The sequence below is a fragment of the Arthrobacter sp. LT660 genome, assembly GCF_056172845.1.
The window spans coordinates 1,684,634-1,708,953 of sequence record NZ_CM149651.1 but is presented as its reverse complement, the minus strand read 5'-3'; the positions used below and the strand labels follow the sequence as shown (position 1 = coordinate 1,708,953).

General features: G+C 71.1%; 18 protein-coding genes and 2 tRNA genes. 16 read left to right on the top strand and 4 right to left on the bottom strand.

From position 1 onward, the window contains the following. Nucleotides 1-4: 4 nt before the first annotated feature. On the bottom strand, nucleotides 5-994 hold the full coding sequence (locus AC0QSG_RS07890) for an acyl-CoA thioesterase (RefSeq protein ID WP_435728804.1): 990 nt from the start codon (nucleotides 992-994) through the stop codon (nucleotides 5-7). Nucleotides 995-1,089: 95 nt separating this feature from the next. Here AC0QSG_RS07890 and AC0QSG_RS07885 point away from each other — a divergent pair, with 95 nt between their 5' ends. After that, on the top strand, nucleotides 1,090-2,769 hold the full coding sequence (locus tag AC0QSG_RS07885) for an AMP-binding protein (protein ID WP_475377203.1): 1,680 nt from the start codon (nucleotides 1,090-1,092) through the stop codon (nucleotides 2,767-2,769). A 10-nt stretch (nucleotides 2,770-2,779) separates the two neighbouring features. Here AC0QSG_RS07885 and AC0QSG_RS07880 read toward each other — a convergent pair whose 3' ends face one another. Further along, a complete protein-coding gene (locus tag AC0QSG_RS07880) occupies nucleotides 2,780-3,805 on the bottom strand; it encodes a DNA-3-methyladenine glycosylase family protein (RefSeq protein WP_475377202.1) in 1,026 nt (341 codons plus the stop codon). A gap of 95 nt (nucleotides 3,806-3,900) precedes the next feature. On the opposite strand from AC0QSG_RS07880, the gene AC0QSG_RS07875 reads away from it, so the two are divergent. The 3 genes from AC0QSG_RS07875 (at nucleotide 3,901) to AC0QSG_RS07865 (ending at nucleotide 7,402) form a co-directional block, all read left to right on the top strand. After that, nucleotides 3,901-5,277: a cystathionine beta-synthase gene (locus AC0QSG_RS07875; RefSeq protein ID WP_475377201.1), complete on the top strand. Its 1,377-nt coding sequence runs from the start codon at nucleotides 3,901-3,903 to the stop codon at nucleotides 5,275-5,277. A gap of 10 nt (nucleotides 5,278-5,287) precedes the next feature. Continuing rightward, entirely contained in the window at nucleotides 5,288-6,445 is a 1,158-nt protein-coding gene (locus tag AC0QSG_RS07870) for a cystathionine gamma-synthase (RefSeq protein ID WP_475377200.1), read from the top strand. 375 nt (nucleotides 6,446-6,820) lie between these two features. Then, on the top strand, nucleotides 6,821-7,402 hold the full coding sequence (locus AC0QSG_RS07865) for an NADPH-dependent FMN reductase (RefSeq protein ID WP_475377291.1): 582 nt from the start codon (nucleotides 6,821-6,823) through the stop codon (nucleotides 7,400-7,402). A 90-nt stretch (nucleotides 7,403-7,492) separates the two neighbouring features. Here AC0QSG_RS07865 and AC0QSG_RS07860 read toward each other — a convergent pair whose 3' ends face one another. After that, nucleotides 7,493-8,674, bottom strand: a complete 1,182-nt coding sequence (locus AC0QSG_RS07860) for an amidohydrolase (RefSeq protein ID WP_475377199.1) — start codon at nucleotides 8,672-8,674, stop codon at nucleotides 7,493-7,495. Between the two features lie 252 nt (nucleotides 8,675-8,926). On the opposite strand from AC0QSG_RS07860, the gene AC0QSG_RS07855 reads away from it, so the two are divergent. Beyond that, the gene (locus AC0QSG_RS07855; RefSeq protein ID WP_475377198.1) at nucleotides 8,927-9,520 is read left to right on the top strand and encodes a GNAT family N-acetyltransferase; all 594 of its coding nucleotides are present in this window, start codon (nucleotides 8,927-8,929) and stop codon (nucleotides 9,518-9,520) included. A gap of 135 nt (nucleotides 9,521-9,655) precedes the next feature. Here AC0QSG_RS07855 and AC0QSG_RS07850 read toward each other — a convergent pair whose 3' ends face one another. Beyond that, nucleotides 9,656-10,081 (bottom strand): hypothetical protein, encoded by a 426-nt coding sequence (locus AC0QSG_RS07850; RefSeq protein WP_475377197.1) that lies wholly within the window; start codon nucleotides 10,079-10,081, stop codon nucleotides 9,656-9,658. A 40-nt stretch (nucleotides 10,082-10,121) separates the two neighbouring features. On the opposite strand from AC0QSG_RS07850, the gene AC0QSG_RS07845 reads away from it, so the two are divergent. From AC0QSG_RS07845 to AC0QSG_RS07795, 11 genes are all read left to right on the top strand, one after another. Then, nucleotides 10,122-10,754, top strand: a complete 633-nt coding sequence (locus AC0QSG_RS07845; RefSeq protein ID WP_475377196.1) for an MOSC domain-containing protein — start codon at nucleotides 10,122-10,124, stop codon at nucleotides 10,752-10,754. A 267-nt stretch (nucleotides 10,755-11,021) separates the two neighbouring features. Continuing rightward, complete coding sequence (locus AC0QSG_RS07840) at nucleotides 11,022-12,962, top strand: DEAD/DEAH box helicase (RefSeq protein WP_475377195.1); 1,941 nt, start codon at nucleotides 11,022-11,024, stop codon at nucleotides 12,960-12,962. 156 nt (nucleotides 12,963-13,118) lie between these two features. Continuing rightward, nucleotides 13,119-14,417, top strand: coding sequence for a glycosyltransferase family protein (locus AC0QSG_RS07835; RefSeq protein WP_475377194.1), 1,299 nt, complete (start codon nucleotides 13,119-13,121; stop codon nucleotides 14,415-14,417). Then, on the top strand, nucleotides 14,404-17,007 hold the full coding sequence (locus tag AC0QSG_RS07830; protein ID WP_475377193.1) for a glycosyltransferase: 2,604 nt from the start codon (nucleotides 14,404-14,406) through the stop codon (nucleotides 17,005-17,007). The genes AC0QSG_RS07835 and AC0QSG_RS07830 overlap by 14 nt, the downstream gene beginning before the upstream one ends. Next, nucleotides 17,004-18,800, top strand: coding sequence for an ABC transporter ATP-binding protein (locus AC0QSG_RS07825; RefSeq protein WP_475377192.1), 1,797 nt, complete (start codon nucleotides 17,004-17,006; stop codon nucleotides 18,798-18,800). The genes AC0QSG_RS07830 and AC0QSG_RS07825 overlap by 4 nt, the downstream gene beginning before the upstream one ends. Beyond that, nucleotides 18,797-21,022: a phosphotransferase gene (locus AC0QSG_RS07820; protein WP_475377191.1), complete on the top strand. Its 2,226-nt coding sequence runs from the start codon at nucleotides 18,797-18,799 to the stop codon at nucleotides 21,020-21,022. Before AC0QSG_RS07825 ends, AC0QSG_RS07820 begins: the two co-directional genes overlap by 4 nt. Before the next feature lie 80 nt (nucleotides 21,023-21,102). Then, a tRNA-Thr gene (locus AC0QSG_RS07815) sits at nucleotides 21,103-21,174 on the top strand. 69 nt (nucleotides 21,175-21,243) lie between these two features. Continuing rightward, nucleotides 21,244-21,320, top strand: a tRNA-Met gene (locus AC0QSG_RS07810). Nucleotides 21,321-21,463: 143 nt separating this feature from the next. Further along, nucleotides 21,464-22,954, top strand: a complete 1,491-nt coding sequence (locus tag AC0QSG_RS07805; RefSeq protein ID WP_475377190.1) for a MinD/ParA family ATP-binding protein — start codon at nucleotides 21,464-21,466, stop codon at nucleotides 22,952-22,954. 10 nt (nucleotides 22,955-22,964) lie between these two features. Beyond that, nucleotides 22,965-23,918: a DUF2797 domain-containing protein gene (locus tag AC0QSG_RS07800; protein ID WP_475377189.1), complete on the top strand. Its 954-nt coding sequence runs from the start codon at nucleotides 22,965-22,967 to the stop codon at nucleotides 23,916-23,918. Between the two features lie 28 nt (nucleotides 23,919-23,946). After that, nucleotides 23,947-24,228 carry a hypothetical protein gene (locus AC0QSG_RS07795; protein WP_475377188.1) on the top strand — a complete coding sequence of 94 codons (282 nt, stop codon included), beginning with the start codon at nucleotides 23,947-23,949 and terminating at the stop codon, nucleotides 24,226-24,228. Nucleotides 24,229-24,320: the final 92 nt, after the last annotated feature.

The window sequence follows — 24,320 nt, the reverse complement described above, 5'->3', positions numbered from 1 at the left end:
CGGCTTATTCGTCCCCCGCCGACAGCACGTGGTTAGGGAGACGGTTCCCGGGGGCGGCTCCCCGGATGGCGATCAGGTCGCGGGCGTGGCCGTGCAGCGCCCGGTCCTCCGCGGTCCGCGGGGTCCACGCCGGAACCGGGACGGCGGACCCGCGGTCGTCGCGCGCCACCATGACGGTCATGCAAGACGTGGTCAGTTCCAGTTCGCGCGCGGTGGGATCCCCCGAGCGCACGTGCACCGCGATGTGCATGCCCTTGTTGCCCGTGTAGACGAGCCGCGCCTCCACCTCGACCACGTGCCCGATGAACAGCGGGCGGTAGAACCTCACCCCGCCTGAGAAGACGGCCACCGTGTCGCGGCCGCAGTAGCGGGTGGCGCAGACGTACGCCGCCTCGTCGATCCACGCCATGACGATGCCGCCGTGGACCTTGCCGCCCCAGTTGACGTCCGACGGCGCGGCCAGGAACCGCAGCACGACGCGTTCCCCGGTCCCCTCCTCCGTGTAGGAGACGCGGCCCATCGCCTCCACGATCTTCTCGCGTACCCCGATCCGCGCGATCGCGTGTTCCTGCTGCTCGCGTTCGAGGGTAGTGCCGGGGACGAAAGGCGGAATCGCCGTCGGCCGGCCGTCCCCGTCCACCGCCACGAAGATGACCAGACACTGGCTGCGCGCGTCGGCGCGCACCCCGGCGTCCCCGAAGGTGCGCGGGTCCCCGGAGGTGACCGTCGTCAGGATGTGCATCGAGGATCGGCCGGTGTGCACGATCCGCGCCTCCAGCTCCACCATGTCCCCGATCTGCACGGGGTCCGCGAAGTGGATGTTGCCCACGTAGGCCGTGACGCAGTACGCCTTCGCCCAGGCCACCGCCGCGGCGTAGGCGGCCTTGTCGACCCACTCCAGGATCGTTCCGGCGTCGACCGTTCCGCTGTGTCCGACGTCCATGGGTGCGGCCAGGAACCGCAGCCTCGCGACGTTCCGTTCCTCGTTGTGCATGCTCTGTCCCTCCGCGGCGGCCCGGCCAGGCTGATGTGTGGCCCGGCTGATATGTTCTGAGTCACAGTCTGCCGCAGAATCCCGAGGAGTCGACGATGACCCAGCCCGAAGCTCACCGCCAGCAGGATTCCCACACCCGGGGAGGTGAGGGGATGGCCGTTTTGGAGGAAACCATTGGGGCCAACTTCCGGAGGGTCGCGGCGCTGCACGCCGATCGGGAGGCGATCGTCGAGGCGTCGACGGGACGCGTCTGGACCTACGCGCGGATGGACCGGGAAACGGACGCGATCGCCCGGGCGCTGATCGCTGCGGGCATCGGCCGCGGCGAGCGCGTGGGCATCTGGAGCCCCAACTGCGCCGAATGGACCCTGCTGCAGTACGCCACCGCGAAGGCCGGGGTCGTGCTGGTCAACGTCAACCCCGCCTACCGGATGCACGAACTCGCATTCGTCGCCGAACAGTGCGGGATGCGCGCCCTCGTCGTCGCGCCGGCGGACGCCAACAGCGACTACCCCGCGATGGCGCGGGAGGTCCGCGCCCGGACGGCGGGCCTGCGGGAACTGGTCCTCCTGCCCGGCCCCGGCGGGGTCCCGGCAACCGAGCCGTACGACGGCGACGTGCCCTGGGAATCGCTGCTGGACGGCGCGCGCGACGTCGGACAGGATGCGCTGGAGACCCTCATGTCCGCCCTGGCACCCGCGGACGCGATCAACCTGCAGTACACCTCGGGCACCACCGGCTTCCCGAAGGGCGCGACGCTCACGCACCACAACATCCTCAACAACGGGTTCCACATCGGGGAGCTGCTCTCCTACACGCCGGAGGACCGCGTGGTGTTGCCCGTCCCGTTCTTCCACTGCTTCGGAATGGTCATCGGGAACCTCGCCGCGCTCTCGCATGGAGCGGCGACCATCCTGCCCGGACGGACGTTCCGGCCCGCCGAGACCCTCGACGCCGTCCAGCGGCACGGCGGCACCAGCCTCTACGGGGTGCCGACGATGTTCATCGCCGAGCTCGCGCTGCCCGACTTCGGCGACTACGACCTCTCCACCCTGCGCACCGGCGTGATGGCCGGCTCCACGTGCCCCACCGAGGTCATGGAGCGCGTGGTCGGGGAGATGAACATGGCCGGTGTGGCCATTTGCTACGGCATGACCGAGACGTCGCCCGTCTCGACGATGACCCGCGCGGACGACTCGCTGGAACGCCGGACGCAGACGGTGGGGCGCACCATGCCGCACCTCGAGTCGAAGATCGTCGACCCCGGCACCGGCGCCGTGGTCCCGCGCGGCGAGGTCGGCGAACTGTGCACGCGCGGCTACGCGGTCATGCGCGGCTACTGGAACGACCCCGACAAGACGGCAGATGCGGTCGACCCCGAGGGCTGGATGCACACCGGGGACCTCGCGGCCATGGACGACGGCGGCTACGTCCGGATCGAGGGGCGCATCAAGGACATGGTGATCCGCGGTGGCGAGAACATCTCGCCCCGGGAGATCGAGGAGTTCCTCTACCGACACCCGGCCGTGCGCGACGTCCAGGTCATCGGCGTCCCGGACGAAAGGTACGGCGAGGAGCTCATGGCGTGCGTCATCCTGCACGAGGGTGCGGAGCCGCTCACGCTCGAGGCGCTGCGCGAATTCTGCGCGGGACGGATCGCCCACTACAAGATCCCGCGGTACCTGCAGGTGCGCGACGCCTTCCCGATGACCGTCTCCGGCAAGATCCGCAAGGTGGAGATGCGCGAGGAGGCGCTGGAACTGATCGGACGCTGACCCGCCCCCCTCAGCGGGGCCGGTGGTCCTCGGGCGCCAACCGGGGGCCGAAGGCGGGCTTGCGGAATCCGGACAGGCCGATCATCCGGACCACGCGCTGGCGGTGGCCGTTCCACGGGCGCAGCAGCTCCAGCATGCCGGCGTCGTCCGTCGTGCGTCCCGCGAGGGCATGGCCGACGTACGCGGCCAGGTGGTAGTCGCCCACCGAGACGGAATCCGGGTCGCCGTGGGTGCGCTGGAGGACCTCGGCCGCGGTCCACGGGCCGATGCCCGGCACGGTCTGCAGCTTGGCGGACGGACCGGCGGACAGCGGGAGGGCGCCGAGCCGGTTCAGCCCGGCGGCGGACTCCGCCGCGCGCAGGATGGTGGTGCGGCGGGAGATGTCCACGCGCGCGGCGTGCCAGTCCCAGCTGCCGATCCGGCGCAGCCCGTGCGGGCCGGGCGGTATGCGCATGTCCGCCGGAGCCGGCCCCGGCGCGCGGGTGCCGAACTTCCGGGCCAGGTAGCGCCACGCGTGGCGGGCCTCGATGGTGGTCACCTTCTGCTCGAGGATGACCGGCACCAGGGCGTCGAACACGCGCCCCGTCGCGGGCAGCCGGAGGCCCGGGTGGCGGCGCCGCGCCTCGGAGACCATCCGGGGCAGGCCATCCCGGTAGCGCGCATCGTCGAACGCGGTCCAGTCGTCGTCGGCGCCGAGTAGCCGCGGTGCCGCGGCGAGCGCCGCCCGGGCCCCGGGGCCCCACGCGCGGATGGCCACCGTCGTCGTGCCGGCGCCCGCCGCCGTCGTGCCCGCCTCCGTGGCCGACGCCGGAGGGTGCGTCGACGCCGCCAGGTGCAGCGATGCGGGCCCGGCGTCGGTGTCGAAGCACAACCAGGCCGCTTGGCCGGCGACGCGCACGCACGGATCGTGCGTTCCGCGCTGCAGGACACCGAGCGTCGACGCCAGCGAGTACGGCCCGGCGGCGGTCCACGTGGACGCGGCCTCGGCCGCGGCCGCGGGCAGGCGCGCATCGACGGCCGGGGCGTGGAGGGTCATCCCACCATGGTGCCACCCGGCGCCGACACCGCGGGAATGACGGCGGGTTTCGTCCGGTGGGGCGCCCGAGTTGACCCGCGGGTAGAGTCTTGGGCATGAAATACGCCAACTCCGTCTTGGATCTCATCGGCAAGACGCCCCTCGTCAAGCTCGCCCACGTCACCGGCGACATCAAGGCGACCGTCCTGGTCAAGCTCGAGTACCTCAACCCGGGCGGCAGCATCAAGGACCGGATCTCGCTGAAGATGGTCGAGAACGCGGAGGCGTCCGGCGCGCTGAAGCCGGGCGGCACCATCGTGGAGCCGACGTCGGGGAACACCGGCGTCGGACTGGCGATGGTGGGGCAGCTCAAGGGCTACAAGACGGTCTTCGTCACCCCGGACAAGGTCGGCGAGGAGAAGCGCGACGTGCTGCGCGCCTACGGCGCCGAGGTCGTGGTGACGCCCACCGCCGTCGCGCCGGATTCCCCCGAGTCCTACTACGGTGTCTCCGACCGGCTGGTCCGCGAGATCCCCGGGGCGTACAAGCCGGACCAGTTCTCCAACCCGGCGGCCCCCGAAAGCCACTACGAGACCACGGGCCCGGAGATCTGGCGCGACACCGACGGAACCGTGACCCACGTGGTCATCGGCGCCGGCACCGGCGGCACCATCACCGGCACCGGGCGGTACCTCAAGGAGGTCTCGAAGGACCGCGCGTCCGGACCGGTCCGCGTGATCGCCGCCGATCCCGACGGCTCCGTGTACTCCGGCGGCACCGGCCGCCCCTACTTCGTCGAGGGCGTCGGCGAGGACATGTGGCCGGGCAACTACGACCCGTCCGTCCCTGACGAGGTCCTCGCCGTCGGCGACGGCGAGTCCTTCGCCATGACGCGCCGGCTCGCCCGCGAGGAGGGCCTGCTGGTCGGCGGCTCGTCCGGCATGGCCGTGGTCGCCGCCCTGCGCGCGGCGCGGGACCTGCCCGAGGACGCCGTCGTCGTCGTGATCCTGCCCGACGGCGGGCGCGGCTACCTCGCGAAGATCTTCAACGACCAGTGGATGCGCTCCTACGGATTCGCCGAGGACGAGCGGCAGGACACCGTCGCCGCGCTACTGGCCAACAAGGCGGGCGACCTGCCCGACCTGGTGCACACGCACGCACAGGAATCCGTGCGGGACGTCATCGGGATCATGAACGAATACGGCGTCTCCACGCTGCCCGTGCTGTCCGCCGAACCTCCCGTGCGCATCGGCGAGGTGCGCGGGAGCATCGACGAGCGGACGCTCACGGCGGGCCTGTTCCGCGGCGACATCGCGCTCACGGACGCGATCGCCGACCTGGTGTCCTCTCCCATGGAGCTGATCGGGGCGCAGGAGTCCATCGCCGACGCGCGCGGCAAGCTCCAGCACCACGACGCCCTCCTGGTCACGCGAGACGGCGACGCGATCGGCGTGGTCACCCGCCACGACCTCCTGAACTACCTCACCCACTAAGGAGCAGACGATGAGCAACCCCACCACGGGCTTCAACACCCGCGCCGTCCACGCCGGGCAGGACTTCGAGCCGCGCACCGGCGCCGTCGTTCCCCCGGTGCACTTCTCCACCACCTACGCGCAGGACGGCATCGGCGGCCTGCGCGAGGGCTACGAGTACGGGCGCGGGACGAACCCGACGCGCGACTCGCTGCAGCAGCAGCTCGCGGGCGTCGAAAACGGCCGGCACGCGTTCTCCTTCTCCTCGGGGCTCGCCGCCGAGGACGCGATCATCCGCGCGCTGACCCGCCCCGGCGACCACATCGTGCTCGGCAACGACGCGTACGGCGGCACCTACCGGCTGATCAGCCGCGTTCTGGGGGAGTGGGGCATCGGCAACAAGCCGGTGGACATGTCCGACGTCGATGCCGTGCGGACCGCCGTCGAGGCGAACCCGACGAAGCTCGTGTGGCTGGAAACGCCGTCGAACCCGATGATGAAGATCAGCGACATCGACGCGATCGCCAAGATCACGCACGACGCCGGGGCCCTCCTGGTCGTGGACAACACCTTCGCGTCTCCGTACCTGCAGCAGCCGCTGGACCTCGGGGCGGACATCGTGGTGCACTCCACCACCAAGTACATCGGCGGGCACTCCGACGTCGTCGGCGGCGCCGTGGTGGTCAACGACGACGGGCTGGCGGAGAAGATCGGCTTCATCCAGTTCGCCGTCGGCGCCGTCTCGGGACCGCTGGACGCGTTCCTGACCACGCGCGGGCTCAAGACCCTGGGCGTGCGCATGGACCGCCACTCCGCGAACGGCCAGGCCGTCGCCGAGTGGCTGCTCACGCGGCCCGAGGTGGAGAAGGTGCTGTACCCGGGGCTGCCCGACCACCCCGGGCACGAACTGGCGAAGCGGCAGATGCGCGGCTTCGGCGGCATGGTCTCCGTGCAGTTCACCGGCGGCGAGGCCGCGGCGCGGAAGATCGCCGAGGCGACCCGCCTGTTCACGCTTGCAGAGTCCCTCGGCGGCATCGAATCACTGATGAACTACCCCTCGGAGATGACGCACGCGTCCGTCAAGGGCACCGAACTGGCCGTCCCGGTTAATCTGCTGCGCCTCTCCTGCGGCATCGAGGACGCCGAGGACCTCATCGCGGACCTCGAGCAGGCGTTTGCCCAGCTCTAACCCCCGCCCGCCCCGCCCGCCCCGCCCGCCCCGACTCACCCCGCCTCACCGCCACGCGAAGTGGACGGTTCCACGAGTTACAACGTGTGGAACCGTCCACTTCGCGTGGTTTAAGGGGCGCGAGAGGTTCGAAGGGCACGCGAATTGGGCCACGGCAGAACAAATGGTTGACGGTTCACTCGTCGTGAACTATGATAATTGAAAGTTCAATTATAAACTCCTAGGCCCCGGAGGTCGCGCATGTCCTGGTTCTCCAAGCTCTTCCGCAAGTCCATCCCTGCGGCCGGCGCCCACGCCGCCGGTGATCCCGCTCGTTCCGCGGCAGCCGACGTCGCTCCCGCTGCCCCCGTCGCCGCCGCGCCCGAGGCCGCAAGCCTGCCGCGCATCGCCGTCGTCACCGGTTCCACCCGCCCGAACCGGGTCAACCTCGGCGTGGCCGAATGGGTTCTCGCACAGGCCCGGCAGCGCGGGGACGCGACCTACGAGCTCGTGGACATCGCCGACTTCAAGCTGCCGCTGCTGGACGAGGCCTACCCTGCCGCCTACCAGAACTACGAGAAGGACCACACGATCGCCTTTGCCGCGAAGGTCGCCGAGTTCGACGGTTTCGTGTTCGTCACGCCGGAGTACAACCACTCCGTGTCGCCGGCCCTGGCCAACGCGCTGTCCTTCGTGAACGCCGAGTTCAACAACAAGGCCGCCGGCATCGTCGCGTACGGATCCGCCTTCGGCGCCCGCTCGGTGGAGCACCTCCGCCACGTGCTGTCCGAGCTGCAGGTCGCCCACGTCCAGAAGACCGGGATGTTCTCGCTCTTCACCGACTTCGAGGAGTTCACCACCTTCAAGCCGACCGAGCAGCAGGCCGCGTCCCTGGCTCCCGTCCTGGACCAGCTGGTTCCGTGGACCAAGAGCTTCGCCGAGGTCCGCGCCGCGCAGCTGGCCACCGCCGCGGCCTAGCCACTCCCACCCACAACGGAAGTGGACATTACCTCGGTTCGTTAGCCGAGGTAATGTCCACTTCCGTTGGTTAAGGCCGGGGCCGGTGTCTTACGCCGCGCTGCGGGGAACTACGCGGGGAAGGTGCGCCTCGCCGTCGTACTCCATGACCTGGCGGCCGCCGATCCAGACGCGCAGCGCACGCTGCATCACATCGAGCGGGTCCCCGGACCACAGAACCAGGTCCGCGTCCTTGCCCTCCTCGATCGACCCGATGCGGTCCGCAAGCCCCAACACCCGCGCCGGATTGATGGTGACGGAGCGCAGGGCCGTCACCGGGTCGAGGCCCTCCTTCACGGCCAGCGTGCACTGGTGGATGAGGAAGTGGATCGGGATGACCGGGTGGTCGGTGATGATCGAGATCTCGACGCCGGCGCGCGCGAGCTTGCCGGGGTTTGCCAGTGACCGGCCGCGCAGCTCCACCTTTGACTTCGTCGTGAACAGCGGGCCGATCAGCACCGGGACGCCGCGTTCGGCGAGGACGTCCCCGAGTACGTGCGCCTCCGTGCCGTGGTCCAGAACCAGCTCGTAGCCGAACTCGTCGGCGAGCCGCAGGGCCGTGGCGATGTCGTCCGCCCGGTGGCAGTGTTGGCGCCACGGGATCTCCCGGCGCAGGACCATGGCGAGCGCCTCGAGCTGGGGGTCGATGGCCTGCGTATCGGCCTTGGCCATGTAGTTCCGCGCGTCCATGAACGCCTTCCGGATGACCATCGCCGTGCCCAGCCGGGTGGACGGGGTCTGCTTGCGCTCGCCGTAGATTCGCTTCGGGTTCTCGCCGAGGGCCGACTTGAGGCCGCTGGGGGAGCGCAGGACCATTTCCTCGATGTACCGGCCGTGCGTGTGGAGCGCCACCGCCAGCCCGCCCACCGGGTTGCCCGATCCCGGGTTGACGTTCACGGTCGTCACGCCGCCTGCCAGGGCGTCGTCGAAGCCGATGTCGAAGGGGTCGACGGCGTCGATGGCCCGGACCGCGGCCATGATCGGGTCCGTCATCTCGTTCACGTCCGAGGTGGAGCCGTTTTCGCCCTCCGGATGCATGCCGAGGTGCACGTGAGCATCGATGAAGCCGGGCAGCAGCCACTGCCCGGCGGCGTCCAGCACGTCGGCGTCGTCCGGGATGCGGACGTCACGCCCGGCGGCGGAGATCTTCCCGTCGCGGACTACCACGGTCCCGTCGAACGGTTCCCCTTCGATGGGCACGACGTGGGCGTTGGTGATGGCAAACAGGGTCACTGTGCTGATCCTTTCGGTGGCTAAGGCGGTGGTTCGACCCTATCCCCGGAACGCGCGGACTGTGACCCGGGCCACCACGCTCAGGGTCGCTATTGCCAGCCTCCCCACCACGCGAAGTGGACAATTCCGCAGGTTGTTACCCCCCGGTGATGTCCACTTACGGAGGTTTGAAGGGCGGGTTGCCGAGCGGATTTGCCGTATCGGCGGCTTCCTGAAGCTACAGTCGGGGATACCCCGCCGAAGGAGGCTCACTTGACCTTCACCGATCCAACCGCACCGGTTCCCGCCGAGTTGAGGACCGAAGAGTTTTCCTTGCGTCCGATCACGGCCGACGACGCGGAGGCGGATTATGCCGCCGTGATGGAAACGCGCGGGCACCTGCGGGCCTGGGAACAGTCAACGTGGCCCGAAGACGACTTCACGGTTCTGGCAAACCGAGAAGACCTCGTCGAACTCGAACTGCGCCATGCCGCGCACCGCGCGTTCACGTACACCGTGCTCGACCCCTGTGGCGCCGAATGCCTGGGCTGCGTCTACGTCTTTCCCACCAGCGCCACATTCCTCGCGAAATCCACGGTGACTCCGGTCGGTGACGACGAGTGGGCGCACGTGGACGCGGTTGTCTACTTCTGGTGTCGCCTGTCACGGATGGAGAAGTCAATGGACGAACGCCTGCTCGCCGCGCTCCGCGCATGGTTCCACGGGGAATGGAGGCTCCCGCGAACCGTGTACGTCACCAACGAACGGTTCGAACAGCAAGTGGACCTCCTCAGCCGCACCGACCTGACCCTGAAGTTCGAGTTGCTCGAACCCGGAAAGCCGGGAAAATACCTCGCCTTTGGCTGAGCCGGCCCGGCGCGGAGGCCGACCGCCGCGAACGTCGCACGAAGGCCCCCGCGACGTCACCCCACCCCGCGAAGTGGACAATTCCGCGGGTTGTTAACCCCCGGTAATGTCCACTTCCGGAGGTCGGCGGCGCGGTTAGCGGCGCTGCGTGCGGCGGGCGGCGATCCGCTCGGCCTTGCGCTTGGCCCGGAGCGCCCGCGACTGGTCCTTGAAGTACGCGAGGCTCGGCGGCAACCAGAGCAGCAGCACCCCGATCAGCAGGCCGACGGCGAGCACCCCCAACCGGGGGCCGCGGAACAGCAGCGGCAGCCCTCCGATGAGCCCGAACGTCGTCAGCGTCCCGCGGCCGGCCAGCTTTCCGCGGTACAGCTGCCAGACGCCGTAGCCGACCAGTATCCCCAGCAGCGCGAGCACGGCGCCCAGCGCCACGAAGCCGAGCCGGTCGCCGTCGGAGGCGAGCTGCGCGTTGCCCACCGCGGCCACGGCGAAACCGAGGGCGACGACGGCCACGGCGGCCCACCAGACGACGGCGGCACGCAGGGTTCCCGGCAGTTTCTTCACGGTGCAGAGCCTAGCCGAGGCGCGGCCGTAGCATGGAGCCATGGAATCGACCCCGGGCGTCCTCAAGGCCGTGTGCCGCGTGCACCAGCTGATCCCGGACCGCGGTCCCGTGGGGATCAGCGCGATCGACAAGCGCCCGGTGGACGGACCGGTCAAGGTCGCGCGACTGGGGCTCTACGCGGACACGCAGACGGACCGCGCCCACCACGGCGGCGAGGACCAGGCCGTCTACGCGTATTCGGAGGCCGAAGCGCGGCGCTGGGCCGGGGAGCTGGGCCGCGGGATCGAACCGGGTCTCTTCGGCGAAAACCTCCGCGTCGACGGCGTCGAGACATCGGACGCCGTCGTGGGCGAGCGCTGGAGGATCGGGAACGACGTCGTCCTGGAGGTCACGCTGCCCCGCACCCCGTGCGCCACATTCGCGCGGCGCATGGGCGAGCCCCGGTGGGTGGCGCGCTTCGCCGAGCGCGGCGATATCGGCTGCTACCTGCGCGTGGCCCGCAAGGGCTCCATCCGCGCCGGCGAGGCGATCGCCGTCGAACACCGTCCGGAGCACGGAATCACCGTCCGGGACGTGTTCCGGGGCCTGGCGCCCGCGCAGGCGGCGGTCCTGCGGGAGGGGCACGACGCCGGTGCCTGGGCCTTGCCGCCCAAGCTCCTCGCGCTCGTCTAGGCCCCGCCTGCGCCCCGTGTGCGCAAGCGCACAGCACCCGCCCGCCCACCAGCGGGCGCCATCGGATAGACTTAGGTGTTCGCCGATATCCGGCTTCCCTCGCATCCTGCCCAATATTTGAGGCAAGAGCTATCGCATGTGAGCCCGTCAATCGGGCGGTTTTCATAGGGGAGCGCCGGACTTAGCAGGTGAAAAGTCCGAATGTGCCGCGGAAGCCACTCCTGAACGAGTGGCGCGAATCCGCCCCTATGAATGAGGTAGTTTCCTATGTCCTCCGACATGCCCGAAAACCACACCGCCGAAGCCGAAGCCCCCGCCGAGGAGACCGTGAAGTTCACGGACCTCGGCATCGACGCCCGCGTGCTCGCCGCCGTCACCGACCTCGGCTACGAGAAGCCGTCCCCGATCCAGGCCGCCACCATACCGCTGCTGCTCGAGGGCCGCGACGTCGTCGGCGTCGCCCAGACCGGCACCGGCAAGACCGCCGCGTTCGCCCTCCCGGCGCTGTCCAAGATGGCCGAACTCGCGGACCTCAACGGCACCGCCCGCAACACCCAGGTCCTCGTCCTCGCCCCGACCCGCGAGCTCGCGCTCCAGGTCGCAGAGGCCTTCACGTCCTACGCCAAGCACATGGGCGACTTCACCGTCCTGCCCGTCTACGGCGGCTCGGCCTACGGCCCGCAGCTCGCCGGCCTGCGCCGCGGCGCCCAGATTGTCGTCGGCACGCCCGGCCGCGTGATCGACCACATCAACAAGGGTTCGCTGGATCTCTCCGACCTGCAGTACGTCGTCCTGGACGAGGCCGACGAGATGCTCCGCATGGGCTTCGCCGAAGAGGTCGACAAGATCCTCGAGGCCACCCCCGAGGACAAGCAAGTGGTGCTGTTCTCCGCCACCATGCCGTCCTCGATCCGCCGCATCGCGAAGCAGTACCTGCGCAACCCGCAGGAGATCTCGGTCAAGTCCAGCACCTCCACGGGCACCAACATCCGCCAGCGCTACGTGCAGGTCATGGGCCCGCACAAGCTGGACGCGCTGACCCGCATCCTCGAGGCCGAGCCGTTCGACGGAGTCATCGCCTTCGTACGCACCAAGATGGCCACCGAGGACCTCGCCGACAAGCTCAAGGCCCGCGGCTTCCTGGCTGCCGCCATCAACGGCGACATCCCGCAGCAGCAGCGCGAGCGCACAGTCGAGAACCTTCGCTCGGGCAAGATCGACATCCTCGTCGCCACCGACGTCGCGGCCCGCGGCCTCGACGTCGAGCGCATCAGCCACGTCGTGAACTTCGACATCCCGCACGACACCGAGTCCTACGTGCACCGCATCGGCCGCACGGGCCGCGCCGGCCGCTCCGGCGACGCGATCCTGTTCATGACCCCGCGCGAGAAGTACCTGCTGCGCGCGATCGAGAAGGCCACGCGCCAGCCGGTCGAGCTCATGCACCTGCCCAGCGTCGACGTCGTCAACGACAAGCGGCTGGCCAAGTTCGCCGAGCGGATCACGGAAACCCTCGGTTCCGAGGACCTGACCGTCTTCCGCGGTCTCGTAGAGAAGTTCGAGGCCGACCACGACATCACGGCGACCGAGATCGCCGCGGCGCTGGCGCACATGGCGCAGGGCGGCCGTCCGCTCCTCATGGAGGAAATGCCGACGCCACCGGCCAAGCAGGCCCGCGCCATGAAGGGCGCCAAGGACGGCTTCGGTTCCCGGGGTCCGTCGCGCTCGCTCACCGAGGGCAATGCGACGTACCGCATCTCCGTCGGACGACGCCAGCGCGTGATGCCCGGCTCGATCGTCGGTGCGCTCGCCAACGAGGGTGGCTTCAGCTCCGCCGACATCGGCGGCATCGACATCCGGGCCGACCACACCCTGGTGGAGCTTCCGGCCGAGCTGTCCCAGGACCAGTGGCAGGCACTGTCCAAGACGCGTATCGGCGGCGAGCTGATACGCCTCGAATTGGACAACGGTCGCACCCCGCGCAGCGAGCGGGAGTCCGGCCCCCGTTCGGGCGGCTTCGGCGGCGGTCGCGGAGGCGGCGGCGGGTTCCGCAAGCGTGAAGAGGGCGGCACCGACCGCGGCGAGCGTCGGCAGGGCGAGCGCCCCGAACGCGGCGAGCGCTCCGGCGGCGGCGGCTTCGGCGGATCGCGCAAGCCCCGCACGGGTGCCCGCGGGTTCGACGGCGCCCGCGGCGGCCGCAGCTACTAGAAACATGCCCTAGGGTCCGGCCGGACACGTGCAGACGTGTCCGGCCGGACTTTTTTGCGCCTCTTGTCGAACATTAGACTCTTTTCGAACATTAGATGAGAACCTTTTCATCTGATGTTCATCTTCGACTCATCTTCCGTAGGCAGGCTGTTTCCCATGGCAAGTACCCAGCACCAACCTGGCCTCCGGGTGGCCCTCTATTCCCATGATTCCGTGGGGCTCGGGCACACCCGCCGCAACCTGGCCATCGCGCACGCGCTGAACGAGGCCCTGCCGGGCGCCACGGGACGCCGGGTCTCGGGGCTGCTCATGACCGGCGAACGGACCGCCACCGGCTATCCGACGCCGGAGGGCTGGGATTGGGTGCTGATGCCGGGCATCCACAAGCGCGACGGACGGTATGCCCCGCGTACGCTGAACGTGGGCATGGATCGTTTGATGGACGTGCGCTCGTCCGTGGTCGACGGCGTCCTGCAGTCCTTCCGTCCGCACGTCGTGGTGGTGGACCGGCACGCCTTCGGCGTCGATGGCGAACTCTCCGCGCCGCTGTCCAACCTGCGGCGCGACAATCCCGGCTGCCGCCTTGTCCTGGGGCTCCGCGAGGTTCTCGACGACCCGGCCACGGCCTCCGCGGAGTGGGCGCGCGTGGGTGTCGAGCGCGTCTGTGACACCTTCGACGAGGTTTGGGTCTACGGCGACGAGGGCATCCACGACCCCGTCGCGGCGGGCGAGGTCCCGCGGGCGCTGGCCGGTCGCATCCGGTACACCGGCTATCTGTCCGCCGGTCGCCACTGCTCCGAACCGGCCGACGCCGTGGACCGCCCCTATGTGCTGACCATGGCCGGCGGTGGTTCCGACGGTTACGGACTGACCGCCGCCGCGGCCGCCGCGGCCGTCCCCGACGGGCACCGGCACCTGGTGGTCACGGGGCCCCAGATGCCCAGGGCACAGCGCGAGAAGGTCCGGGCCGCGGCGGCGCCGGGAACCCGCGTCGTCGCCTCCGTTCCGGACGGGCTGTCCTACATCAGATCGGCGGCCGCCGTCGTCGTGATGGGCGGCTACAACACGGTGTGCGAGGTGCTGGGGTCCGCGACGCCCGCCCTCGTCGTCCCGCGGATTGCTCCGCGGACGGAGCAGCTGATCCGCGCCCGGTCCCTCGAACGCCGCGGGGCCGTGCGTTTACTGCCGCCCGACGTCGTGGACGCAGAGTCGATCGGCGGGTGGTTCGCCGACGCGGTCCCCGCCGGCCGCTCCGAGTCGGACAGGGGCCTCCGGCGGGAGGCCCCCGAACGGCACGAGGCCCGTGCACAGTCGGAGGCACGCGGCACGATCAGGCTGGACGGGCTGACCGCGATTGCCCGCCACGCCGTCCGCCTCGTCGCCGCGGCCACACCCCTTCCCGCCCCGGACGATTCCGGGACCACACGAGAGGAACTCGCCCATGTTGCCGTCTAACCCCCGGCGCACCGGATACGTGCTCAAGGTCTATCCGCGCTTCTCCGAAACGTTCATCGTGACCGAGATCCTGGCCAGGGAGGCCGCGGGGGAGCCCCTGCGGATCTTCGCACTCCGGCACAGCACGGACGCGCGGTTCCACCCCGAGCTGGCACGCGTCCTGGCACCCGTGGAGTTCGTTCCCAAACCGGTCAAGCTTTCCGAGGGGTGGGGGCTGGTGGCGGACGCCACGCGCACCGTTCCGGGCTTCGCGGACCGCTACGCCGCGTTGCTTCCCGAGCTGTCCGGCTACGATCCCACCGAGGTCCACCAGGGGATCGCGTTGGCGACCTCCGCCACCCGGGCCGGCCTGACGCACCTCCACGCCCACTTCGGGTCGGTCGCCGGCCGGACCGCGGAAATCGCCGCGGAACTGGCGGGCATCACATTCTCCGTGACGACCCACGCAAAGGACCTGTTCCACGATTCCGTCGACCCGGAGCGATTGGGGACGACCCTGCGCCGGGCGTCCCACACCGTGACCATCAGCCGATTCAATCTGGGGCACTTGGCGGGGCAGTATCCGGACCTCGCGGAGCGCACGCACCTGCTGTACAACGGGTTGGAGCTGGAACGGTTCCCCTTCCGCGAACCGCGGACCCCCGGCGGTCGCCTGCGGATCGCCGCCGTCGGACGTTTGGTCGAGAAGAAGGGCTTCTCCCGGCTCCTCGACGCCGTCGCCGCACTCGCCGAGCGCGGAGTCGCGGCCGACGTCCGGATCGCCGGGGACGGCGAGCTGGCCGCCGATCTCGCGGAGCACATTGCGCGCCGGGGACTCGGCGGCCCACCGCCGGCGGACGGCGGCGCCGCCCCGGACCCGGCAGCCGGCGCCTCCCCGGCGTCGGGTGTGCGGAACACCGCCCGACTGCTCGGTCCGCAGACCCAGGCGGAGGTGCGCGCCCTGCTTGAATGGGCCGATGTCTTCGCGGCGCCCTGCACCGTGGGCGCCGACGGCAACGCGGACGGCCTGCCGACCGTCCTGCTGGAGGCGATGGCCATGGGCGTCACCTGCGTCGCCACGGCGGTGACCGGCATCCCCGAAGCCATCCACGACGGCGACGGCGGTCCCGCCACCGGCGTCCTGCTCCCACCGGACGACGCCGAGGCGCTGGCCCGCGCGCTGGCCCGGACGGCGGAGCCCGGTTTTCCCCGCCGCGAGGTGGCGCGCGCGGCGCGGGACCTGGTGGAGCGACGGTTCGATTCCGCCGGACAGGCGCGCGCCCTGGCCGCATTGGAGGACCGCGCCGGCGCGCCCATCGGCGTCCCCGCCGCGCAGCCGTCTCCCCCCGCCGCGCTTTCCCCGTCTCCCGCACCGTCCCGCTCCGCACCCTCCGCGTCCTCAGCGGCGGACATCGCAGGGTTGCGCGTGGCCTATGCCTGCGTGGATCCCGGCATTCCGTTCTTCGGCACCAAGGGCGCGTCGGTGCACGTGCAGGAGATCGTCCGGGCCCTGCGAGCCCGTGGCGCGGACGTCCGCCTCTATTGCACGCGCACCGGCTCCCACGTCCCGGCGGACCTCGCGGACCTCGACGTCGTGGAGGTGCCGATTCGTTCCGGCACGGCGGCAGGGCGCGAGCACGCGCAGCTGGCCGCGTCGCGCCAGATGGCCGAGCGCATCGCGGCGGACGGCGCCGACCTTGTCTACGAGCGGTACAGCCTTTTCAGCACGGTCCTGGCTTCGCTCGCCGAAACCGACGGGATCCCGGGGATCCTCGAGGTCAACGCGCCGCTGATCGACGAGCAGCGGACACACCGTGAACTGGTGCTGGAGGACGAGGCGTGGGCGGCGCTGCGGCGCCAAGCCGGCGCCGCGGTCCGGACCGTGTGCGTCTCCGAACCGGTCGCCGCGTGGGTGCGCACCCATGTCGGCGAGTCCGCCGAGGACCGGGTCGCCGTCGTTTCCAACGGCGTGAACACGGACAGGATCCGCCCGCGCGGACCGCATCCGGAGAGCACCAACGCAGGACCAACCGTGGTGTTCGTCGGAACGCTCAAGCCGTGGCACGGTGTGGAGACGCTGGTGGATGCGGTCGCGTGTTCGGCGGGGCAGTGGCGGCTGGCCATCGTCGGAGACGGACCCCAGGCCGGCGAACTGCGCGACCGTGCCCGGGCGCACGGCCCCGCCGCCAACTCCCGGATCGATTTCGTCGGTGCCGTGGAACCGGGCTCCGTCGGCGGGCTGCTGTCGGGTGCCGACATCGCCGTCGCACCGTATCCCCAGGCGTCCGCGCAGGAGTCCTATTTCTCCCCGCTGAAGATCTACGAGTACCTGGCCGCCGGCCTGCCGGTCGTCGCCAGCAGGGTCGGTCAGGTGCCCGGCATCGTCCGCGACGGCCGCACCGGAGTGCTGGTCGAACCGTCCGACGCCGGTGCGCTCGCCCACGCGCTGGACGCGCTCGCCGCCGATCCCGGCCGGCGCGCGGAACTCGGCGGCAACGCGCGCCAAGAGGCGGTCGCCGAACACGGCTGGGAACGCGTGCTGGAGCGGACCCTCCAAGGAATCGAGCCGATCCCGACGGCGCGACGCGTCCCCGAGGGGGCCCTGACGTGAGCCCGCGCCAGCCCGGGCCGTTCCGCCGCACCCTGACCGTCCTGCGGCCGCACCTGCCGGGTCACCGGAAACTCATGGCGGGCGGCGTCGTCGCCCTGATCTTCGAGGTGGCCTTCCGGGTGCTCGAACCCTGGCCCACGAAGTTCGTCGTGGACGCCGTGTCGCAAAGCCTCGGCGCGGAACTCGGCGCCTCGGTCCCGGCCGCCACCCTGTCGCTGATGCTCACCTGCGGCGCCGCCGTCGTCGTGATCGTCGGCCTGCGGGCCCTGGCCAACTACCTGGCCACCGTGGCGTTCGCGCTCGCCGGGTCCCGGGTCGCCACGGCGCTGCGCCAACGCGTGTTCGCGCACGTGCAGTCGCTCTCCGGCACCTACCATTCCGGCGCGAAGACCGGAGACACCGTGCAGCGGCTCGTCGGCGACGTCGGGAAGCTCCAAGAGGTCGCGGTCACCGCCGGGCTGCCGATGCTGGCCAACATGCTGACGCTGGTGGCCATGGCCGGAGTGATGTTCTGGCTGGACCCGCTGTTGGCGCTCGTGGTCGTCGCCGCCGCCGCGGCGTACCTGCTCAGTTCGCGGGGAAGTACCGGAAAAATCACGGGGGCGTCCCGCAAGACCCGCAGGGGCGAGGGGCAACTGGCCAACATCGCGCACGAAAGCCTCGGTGCCATGCGCGTCGTCCACGCCTTCGGTTTGGAGAAGGAGCTGGAGGGCAGGTTCGCGGGCAGCAACAACAAGACGCTGCGCGATGGCGTCCGGGCCAAGAGGCTGTCGGCCGGACTCGAACGGCGGACGGACGTGATCGTCGGCGTGGCGACCGCCGTCGTCCTGGTGGGCGGCGGGTGGCGCGTGGTCCAGGGCGGCATGACGCCGGGCGACCTCGTCATCTTCCTGACCTACCTCAAGACGGCCATGAAGCCGCTGCGGGACATGGCCAAGTACACGGGCCGGATCGCCCGGGCCGCCGCCTCGGGCGAACGCGTGGCGGACCTGCTCGACGTGCCCGCGGGCATCGCCGACGCGCCCGGCGCCAAGGCGCTGGTCCGTGCCGACGGCGCCGTCTCGCTGCGGAACGTCACGGCCGGTTACGGCGGTGACAAGGTTCTGGAGGACCTGTCGCTGGACATTCCCGCCGGACAGAGGATCGCCGTCGTCGGGCCGTCGGGTTCGGGGAAATCGACGTTCTCGCTCCTGCTGTCGCGCCTGCTGGAGCCCTCCGCCGGCTCCGTCGCGCTGGACGGGCTGGACGTCCGGCGGATCACGCTGGCCTCGCTGCGGTCCCACGTCAGCCTGGTGCCGCAGGAATCCGTCCTGTTCAGCGGGACCATCCGCGAGAACATCCGCTACGGGCGCCTGGACGCCACGGACGAGGAGATCATGGACGCGGCCCGACGGGCCCAGGCCCACGACTTCATCCACGAGTTCCCGGAGGGATACGACACGGTGCTGGGCGAGCGCGGCGGGACCCTCTCCGGGGGCCAGCGCCAGCGCATCGCGATTGCCCGAGCCATGCTTCGCAACAGCGCGGTGGTGGTGTTGGACGAGGCCACCACGGGCCTGGATCCCGCCTCGGCAGGCCTGGTGCTCCGGGCTCTGTCTCGCCTCACCACGGGCCGCACCACCATCAGCATCACGCACGACGCCGCAACCGCCCTCGCCGCGGACCGGGTGGTCTGGCTCGACCGCGGACGGATTGTCCTGGACGGCACCCCGGCCGATTTGATGGCCGAGGGTTCCGGCACCTTCGCGGAGTGGGTATCGCGGGAGACCGCCGGACAGGAGGTGACCGCGTGAGCCGTGAGGCCGCGGAATCCGGGCTGTTGCCCGCGGCGCGGATCCTGCTCGGCGCCCACCCGGCGTCGGACGAGGTCCTGGACGCGCTCGGGTGCCGCGGCGTCGGCATCGACCACCTGCGCTACAAGCCGGGGTTCTCGACGATCGGCCGGGTCGGGGGTCCGGGCGGAGGCCGCTGGATCGCCGGTTTCGGCCCCGAGGCCCAGGTCAAGACGGCCAAACTCCGCCGCAAGGCGCGCGCCCGCGGATTCGAACTGCTCGAGGCCGCCGTGCCGGACGCCCCCGGACACGTCCTGATGTACGGCCCGGTAGGCCTGGACAACCGCCTGCGGGCAGGTCTGCGGGCCGCGCGGCTGCTACGGGCGGACGGCTCCCCGAACGGGACCGTGCTCAACTACAACCCGTGGCGGCGCCTGGTGATCGAGTTGCCGCGGACCGCGGACGGACGCCGCAGTGTCTCCAAGACCACCATCCACCCGCTCCACGGGCTCCCCGCGGTGCTGGCCGAGCTGCGGACCAAGGGGGTACCGGTACTCGTGCCCCGGCCCGGGCGGGACGCGCGGACGCTGGTCTATGCGCACTACGGATACGGGGACCTCGCCGGGGCGTGGGGCGCGGCCGAGCCTTCGTCGGCGGCTGGCCAGGCCGCCGCGGCGGGCCGCATCCTGGCGGGCCTCCACGGGAGCGGGGCGTGCCCGACGGGCAGGATCGACCCTGCGCGGAGCCTCAGGGCCGTGACCCGCGGCGTTGCCCACGTGCTCCCCGGAGCCGCATCGTTGGCACGGGCGACGGCAGCCGGGCTTCTTGGCGCCGTCGAATCCCTGGACGCGGACGACGTTCCGCTGCACGGCGACTTCTCCGCCGATCAGCTGCTGGACGGGTCGGACGGGCTGCGGCTGATCGACCTGGATCGGATGGCGATGGGACCCGCCGGATGGGACGCCGGGTCCTTTGCCGCCGTCGAACTGCTGGCCGGCCGCGGAGACGCGTGTGCCGCGGCGCTCGCCGACGCCTACGCACGGCAGCGCGGGGGTGTTTCGAACCTCGCGGCGTGGACGGGCGTGCACGTGATGATGCGGGCCCTGGAGCCTTTCCGCGCGGCCCGCCCGGGATGGGAGGAAGCGGTGCTCGCGCGCTTGGAGTTGGCTGAACGCATCGCCCGCGGCGGAGGGCCCCGCGCGTGGAGGACTTCCGCGCAGCCCGCTTCCGCGCAGCCCGTGCTGCCCGGCCGGGTGGAGGTCGCCGGGTGCGTGGTGGAGGTCCAACGCGCCTGGCCCAAGGCGGACGGGACGCAGACGTTCGAGGGGACCGACGCGGAGGGCCGTGTCCGCGCGGGACGCTGGAGAGGCGGCGCGGCCAAACTGCTCCCCCACGCCGCGGATCCAGCGCTGCCCGCACTCACGTCTCGGGGAACCCTGGTGGTGCACCGATACGGTCGCAGGGCCGTGGTGAGGGTGGACGGTCCGGGGGGAACCGGTTACCTGAAGGTCCTGCGGGCCGGGAAGGAAGCCGCCGTGGCTGGCGTGTCCCGCCGGCTCGGCCAGAAGGCCGCCGTGGCGGGATTGCGGGCGCCAGGGGTCGTGGCGGCCGGCGAGGGGTGCGTGGAATTCACCGCCGTGCCCGGTATGCCCCTGACCGCGCTGAACACGCACCAGTGGAATCGCGCCTGGGACGCGTGGGCGGAGGCCTGGCCGCGGCTGGTGCTCTCCGAGGCGGGAGGACTCCCCGCGCACGGGGTCGGCGACGAACGTTCCGTTCTGGCGACCTGGACCGGGCACCTCGTGGACCACGACCCGCTGCGGCTCTCGCCGACGTCGCGCCGGACATTTGAAGAACGCGCGGCGCGGGCCTCCGCGGCGCTCGGCGTGCGGGCGCCGCGGAGGGAAGTGGTGGCCCACCGGGACCTGCACGACAAGCAGTTGCTGTTCGATGAGGCGACGGGCCGGCTCGGCCTGCTGGACTTCGACACCGCCGCGCGCGCCGACGTTGAACTCGACCTCGGCAACCTGCTGGCGCATCTGGATCTGCGCCGCGACCAGGGAGTGGTCACGGAGGCGGCGCGGGACGCCGCCGTGATGCGTGTCCTGGGGACCGCCGAAGTGCTCGGTGCCGACCCCCGACTGCTGGACGCCTACACCGAATCCGCCCGGATCCGGCTGGTCTGCGTCTACGCTTTCCGTCCCGCCTGGCGCGGGTTGGCGGCGCATTGGCTGGACCGCTGACCCGCTGAATGTGGCCTCCGCCACGGAGGCGCATTCCGATTTCATTCGGCGGAAATTTGCTGGTAAAGTTTTTCTCCGTTGCCCCCCTAGCTCAGTGGTAGAGCGCGTTCTTGGTAAGAACGAGGTCACCGGATCGATTCCGGTGGGGGGCTCTGAATGACAAGGGCCCGCGTCGATGTCTCTCTCGGAGAAGATGTAGGCGCGGGTTCTTTCCCATTCGTGGCGGTGTAGCTCAGCTGGTTAGAGCGCACGACTCATAATCGTGAGGTCCCGGGATCGAGTCCCGGCACCGCTACCAACCCGATCCACACAGGATCCCGGACCCCCGGAGGCGCAAGCCGCCGGGGGTCTTTTGCGTGGCTCGGGGCGCCGCGCCAAGCCCATAAACTGGACGGGGACATCAGCGGCGACGGGTCGAAACGCGTGGGAGGACACCAGGAAATGGCAGTTGGGGTACCGAACGGAGATTATCCGTCGAGGGCGCAGTTGCGCCGGGCCAGGGCGGCCGAGGACGCCGCGCGGCGCGAGGTGGAACTCAAGGAAGCGTCGGCCCGGCAGCCGGTCCAGGGATCCGCGGCGGAATCCGTCGAGGAACCGGGCCCCGAAGCGCCGACCGAGCCACCGGCACCCGAGACGCCCGCACCCGCGAAGGAGCCCGCACCCGCGAAGGAGCCCGCACCTGCGACACGGCCCGCACCTGCGACACGGCCCGCGCCGAAGGCGGCCGCGCCGTCGTGCGCCGATCCCGGCACCGTCTTGACGCGTCCGCGCGTTCGCGCCGCCACGCAACAGGGCGCCCCGGACGCCGCCGGCGAGTTCGACGAGTTCGACGCCGTCGAGGAGAGCCGCGCGGACGATGCGGACATCGACGGAGCCCCCACGGCCACGGCCGAGGCAGAGGAGGCGCAGGCAACCGGGCCCGAAGCCGAGGCCAAGACAGCGCCCGAGACAGCGACCGGGCGGATCCCCGGTACCGCTGAGTCCGACACCCTCCTGACACCGCCGAACCAGCCCCGCGAGACGTTCCTGCGTCCCGACGACGGCTCCATGCTGCCCCCGGAGCAGGGCCTGCGCGGCGTGCTCGCGGGATTCGGTGTGCCCATCGAGCCCTCCAAGCGCGAACTGCGGGAACGCAAGTGGCGCGGCGCCGTCGCGAAGCGGCTGGAGCGTCCGCGCACCATCTCCGTGGTCAACGGCAAGGGCGGCGCCAACAAGACCCCGACGGCGGTGCTCCTGTCCGCCGTCTTCGGCCGCCACAGCGGCGACCCGGTCTTGGCGTGGGACAACAACGGCACCCGCGGGACGCTGGGCTGGCGGACCGGGCAAGGCGGCCACAACGCCCACTCGATGGATCTGCTGCGCGCCGCGCCGGACCTCGAGAACGCCCGGGCGGGGGACCGGGCCGTCAACGCCTTCGTCCACTACCAGCCGGAGGACCGCTTCAGCGTCCTGCGCACCGATCCCACCCTCCTGGCCTCGGAACAGCACCTGAACGCGGGCGACTTCGACGCGCTGCACGCCACGGTCGCGCGCTTCTTCCGGCTCACCGTTGTCGACTCGGGCAACGACGAATCGGCCGAACGCTGGATGCGGATGATCGACCACACGGACCAGCTGGTCATCGCCAGCACCACCGTCGAGGAGCACGCCGAGGCCGGCGCCCTGCTGCTCGAGGGCCTGGCGCAGCGGGGAGGCCACTACGCGGAGCTCGCGCGCAACGCCGTCGTGGTGGTCAGCCAGCACCAGCAGCGCGGCAGCAACGAACAGTTGCGTCGCGTCGCGCGGGGCTTCGCCCGGCTGGCCCGCGCCGTCGTCACCGTCCCGTACGATCCGGCCCTCGTCAAGGGGCCCATCCGGTTCGACGCGCTCCGTCCGGCCACCCGCCGCGCCTGGCTCGAGGCCGCAGCGGCCGTCTCCGGCGGCCTGTCGTAGGCACCGCCCGATGACCGTCCCCGCCGCGGCGCCTCCCGGAGACCTGTTGTGCCACGGAATCCGCTGGCCCTCGTCCGACGGCGTCCCGCGGCTCGCGCTGACGACGGCGGAAGGCGAGGCGGTCGACGTCGTGCTGGAATCCGGCTCGCGGTTGGCGTTCGCCGCGGCGGAAGACCGCTGGTGCCTGGGGCACACGAAGGTGCACGGGCGCCGCGAGCGGACCGCGGTGGCGTGTCCGGATGCGGCGCGGGCCGAGCGCGGCCACCAGTGCGGGCCGTGTTTCGCGCGGGACGAGACGCGGCACATGCACGATTTCCACCGTTCGGGGATCGCCCCGGCGGGCCTGCGGGACTATCTGGCCCAGGAGCATTGGCTCTACGTGGCGAGCTTCGCGAACGGCGCGTCCAAGGTCGGGACGGCCGCCGCCGGCGGCGAGTGGCGCCGGCTCGCCGAACAGGGTGCGGTCGCCGCGACCTATGTCGCGCTGGCCGCGGACGGCGCGGCCGTGCGCGTCCTGGAGGACCTCGTCACCGCCCGGTTGGGCCTCGGGCAGTCGGTGCGCGCGTCGGCGAAGGCCTCCGGGCTCGCCGGGACGGTGCACGACGCCGGCTCGCTCGCCGCGCTGAACCGCGGCCTCGCCGAAAGGGTGCGCGAATTCCTCGGGAATGCGGACGACGCGTCCGCCGCGGACTTCGTGCCGCAGGCCAAGGAGTGGTCCGCGCCCGGCGTCGCCGCGGAACTGTTGCGGGGCTGGGACGGGGGAGCGCTCCATGCGTATCCGAGCCGGCTGGACGGCGGCGCACACGGGTTTACGGTCGTCTCGGTCCTGGGCCAGGCGCTGGAGGCGCGGCTGGACGGGAGCGCGGAGAGGTTCGTCGCCGACGCCGCGGTGTTGAAGGGGCGGCGGATGGCCTTCGGCACACACTCGACGCCGGTTCCGCTGCTGCAGGACGCGCTCTTCTGACCGCGGGGCCGCCGATAGACTGGTGGGCATGATCAGCACGCCGTGGGAAGCCGCCTCGCCCCTCTACAAGCGACTCGTCGTGGTGTCCATGACGGTCTCCGCCCTCGGCATCGTCCTCGCGATCGTCGGGGCGGTCACCGAGACACGGCCCCTGATGTACACGGCAGTGGGCATCATCATGGCCGGCCTGCTCACGCACATGGCCGGACTCATGGTCCGCGGCCGGGACGTGCGCGCCTACCGGAAGCTCAACCCGCCGACGCCGCAGCCGCCGCGGCAGCCGAGGGCCGGAAAAAAGTCCCGCACCTAGCCGCGGGGCATAGCCGACGGGCCTGTGCATTCGCCGTCCTCCGACGCGGGCGTGGAGTTATGACTTCCTGTAGTTTCCATTCTTCCCGCGCC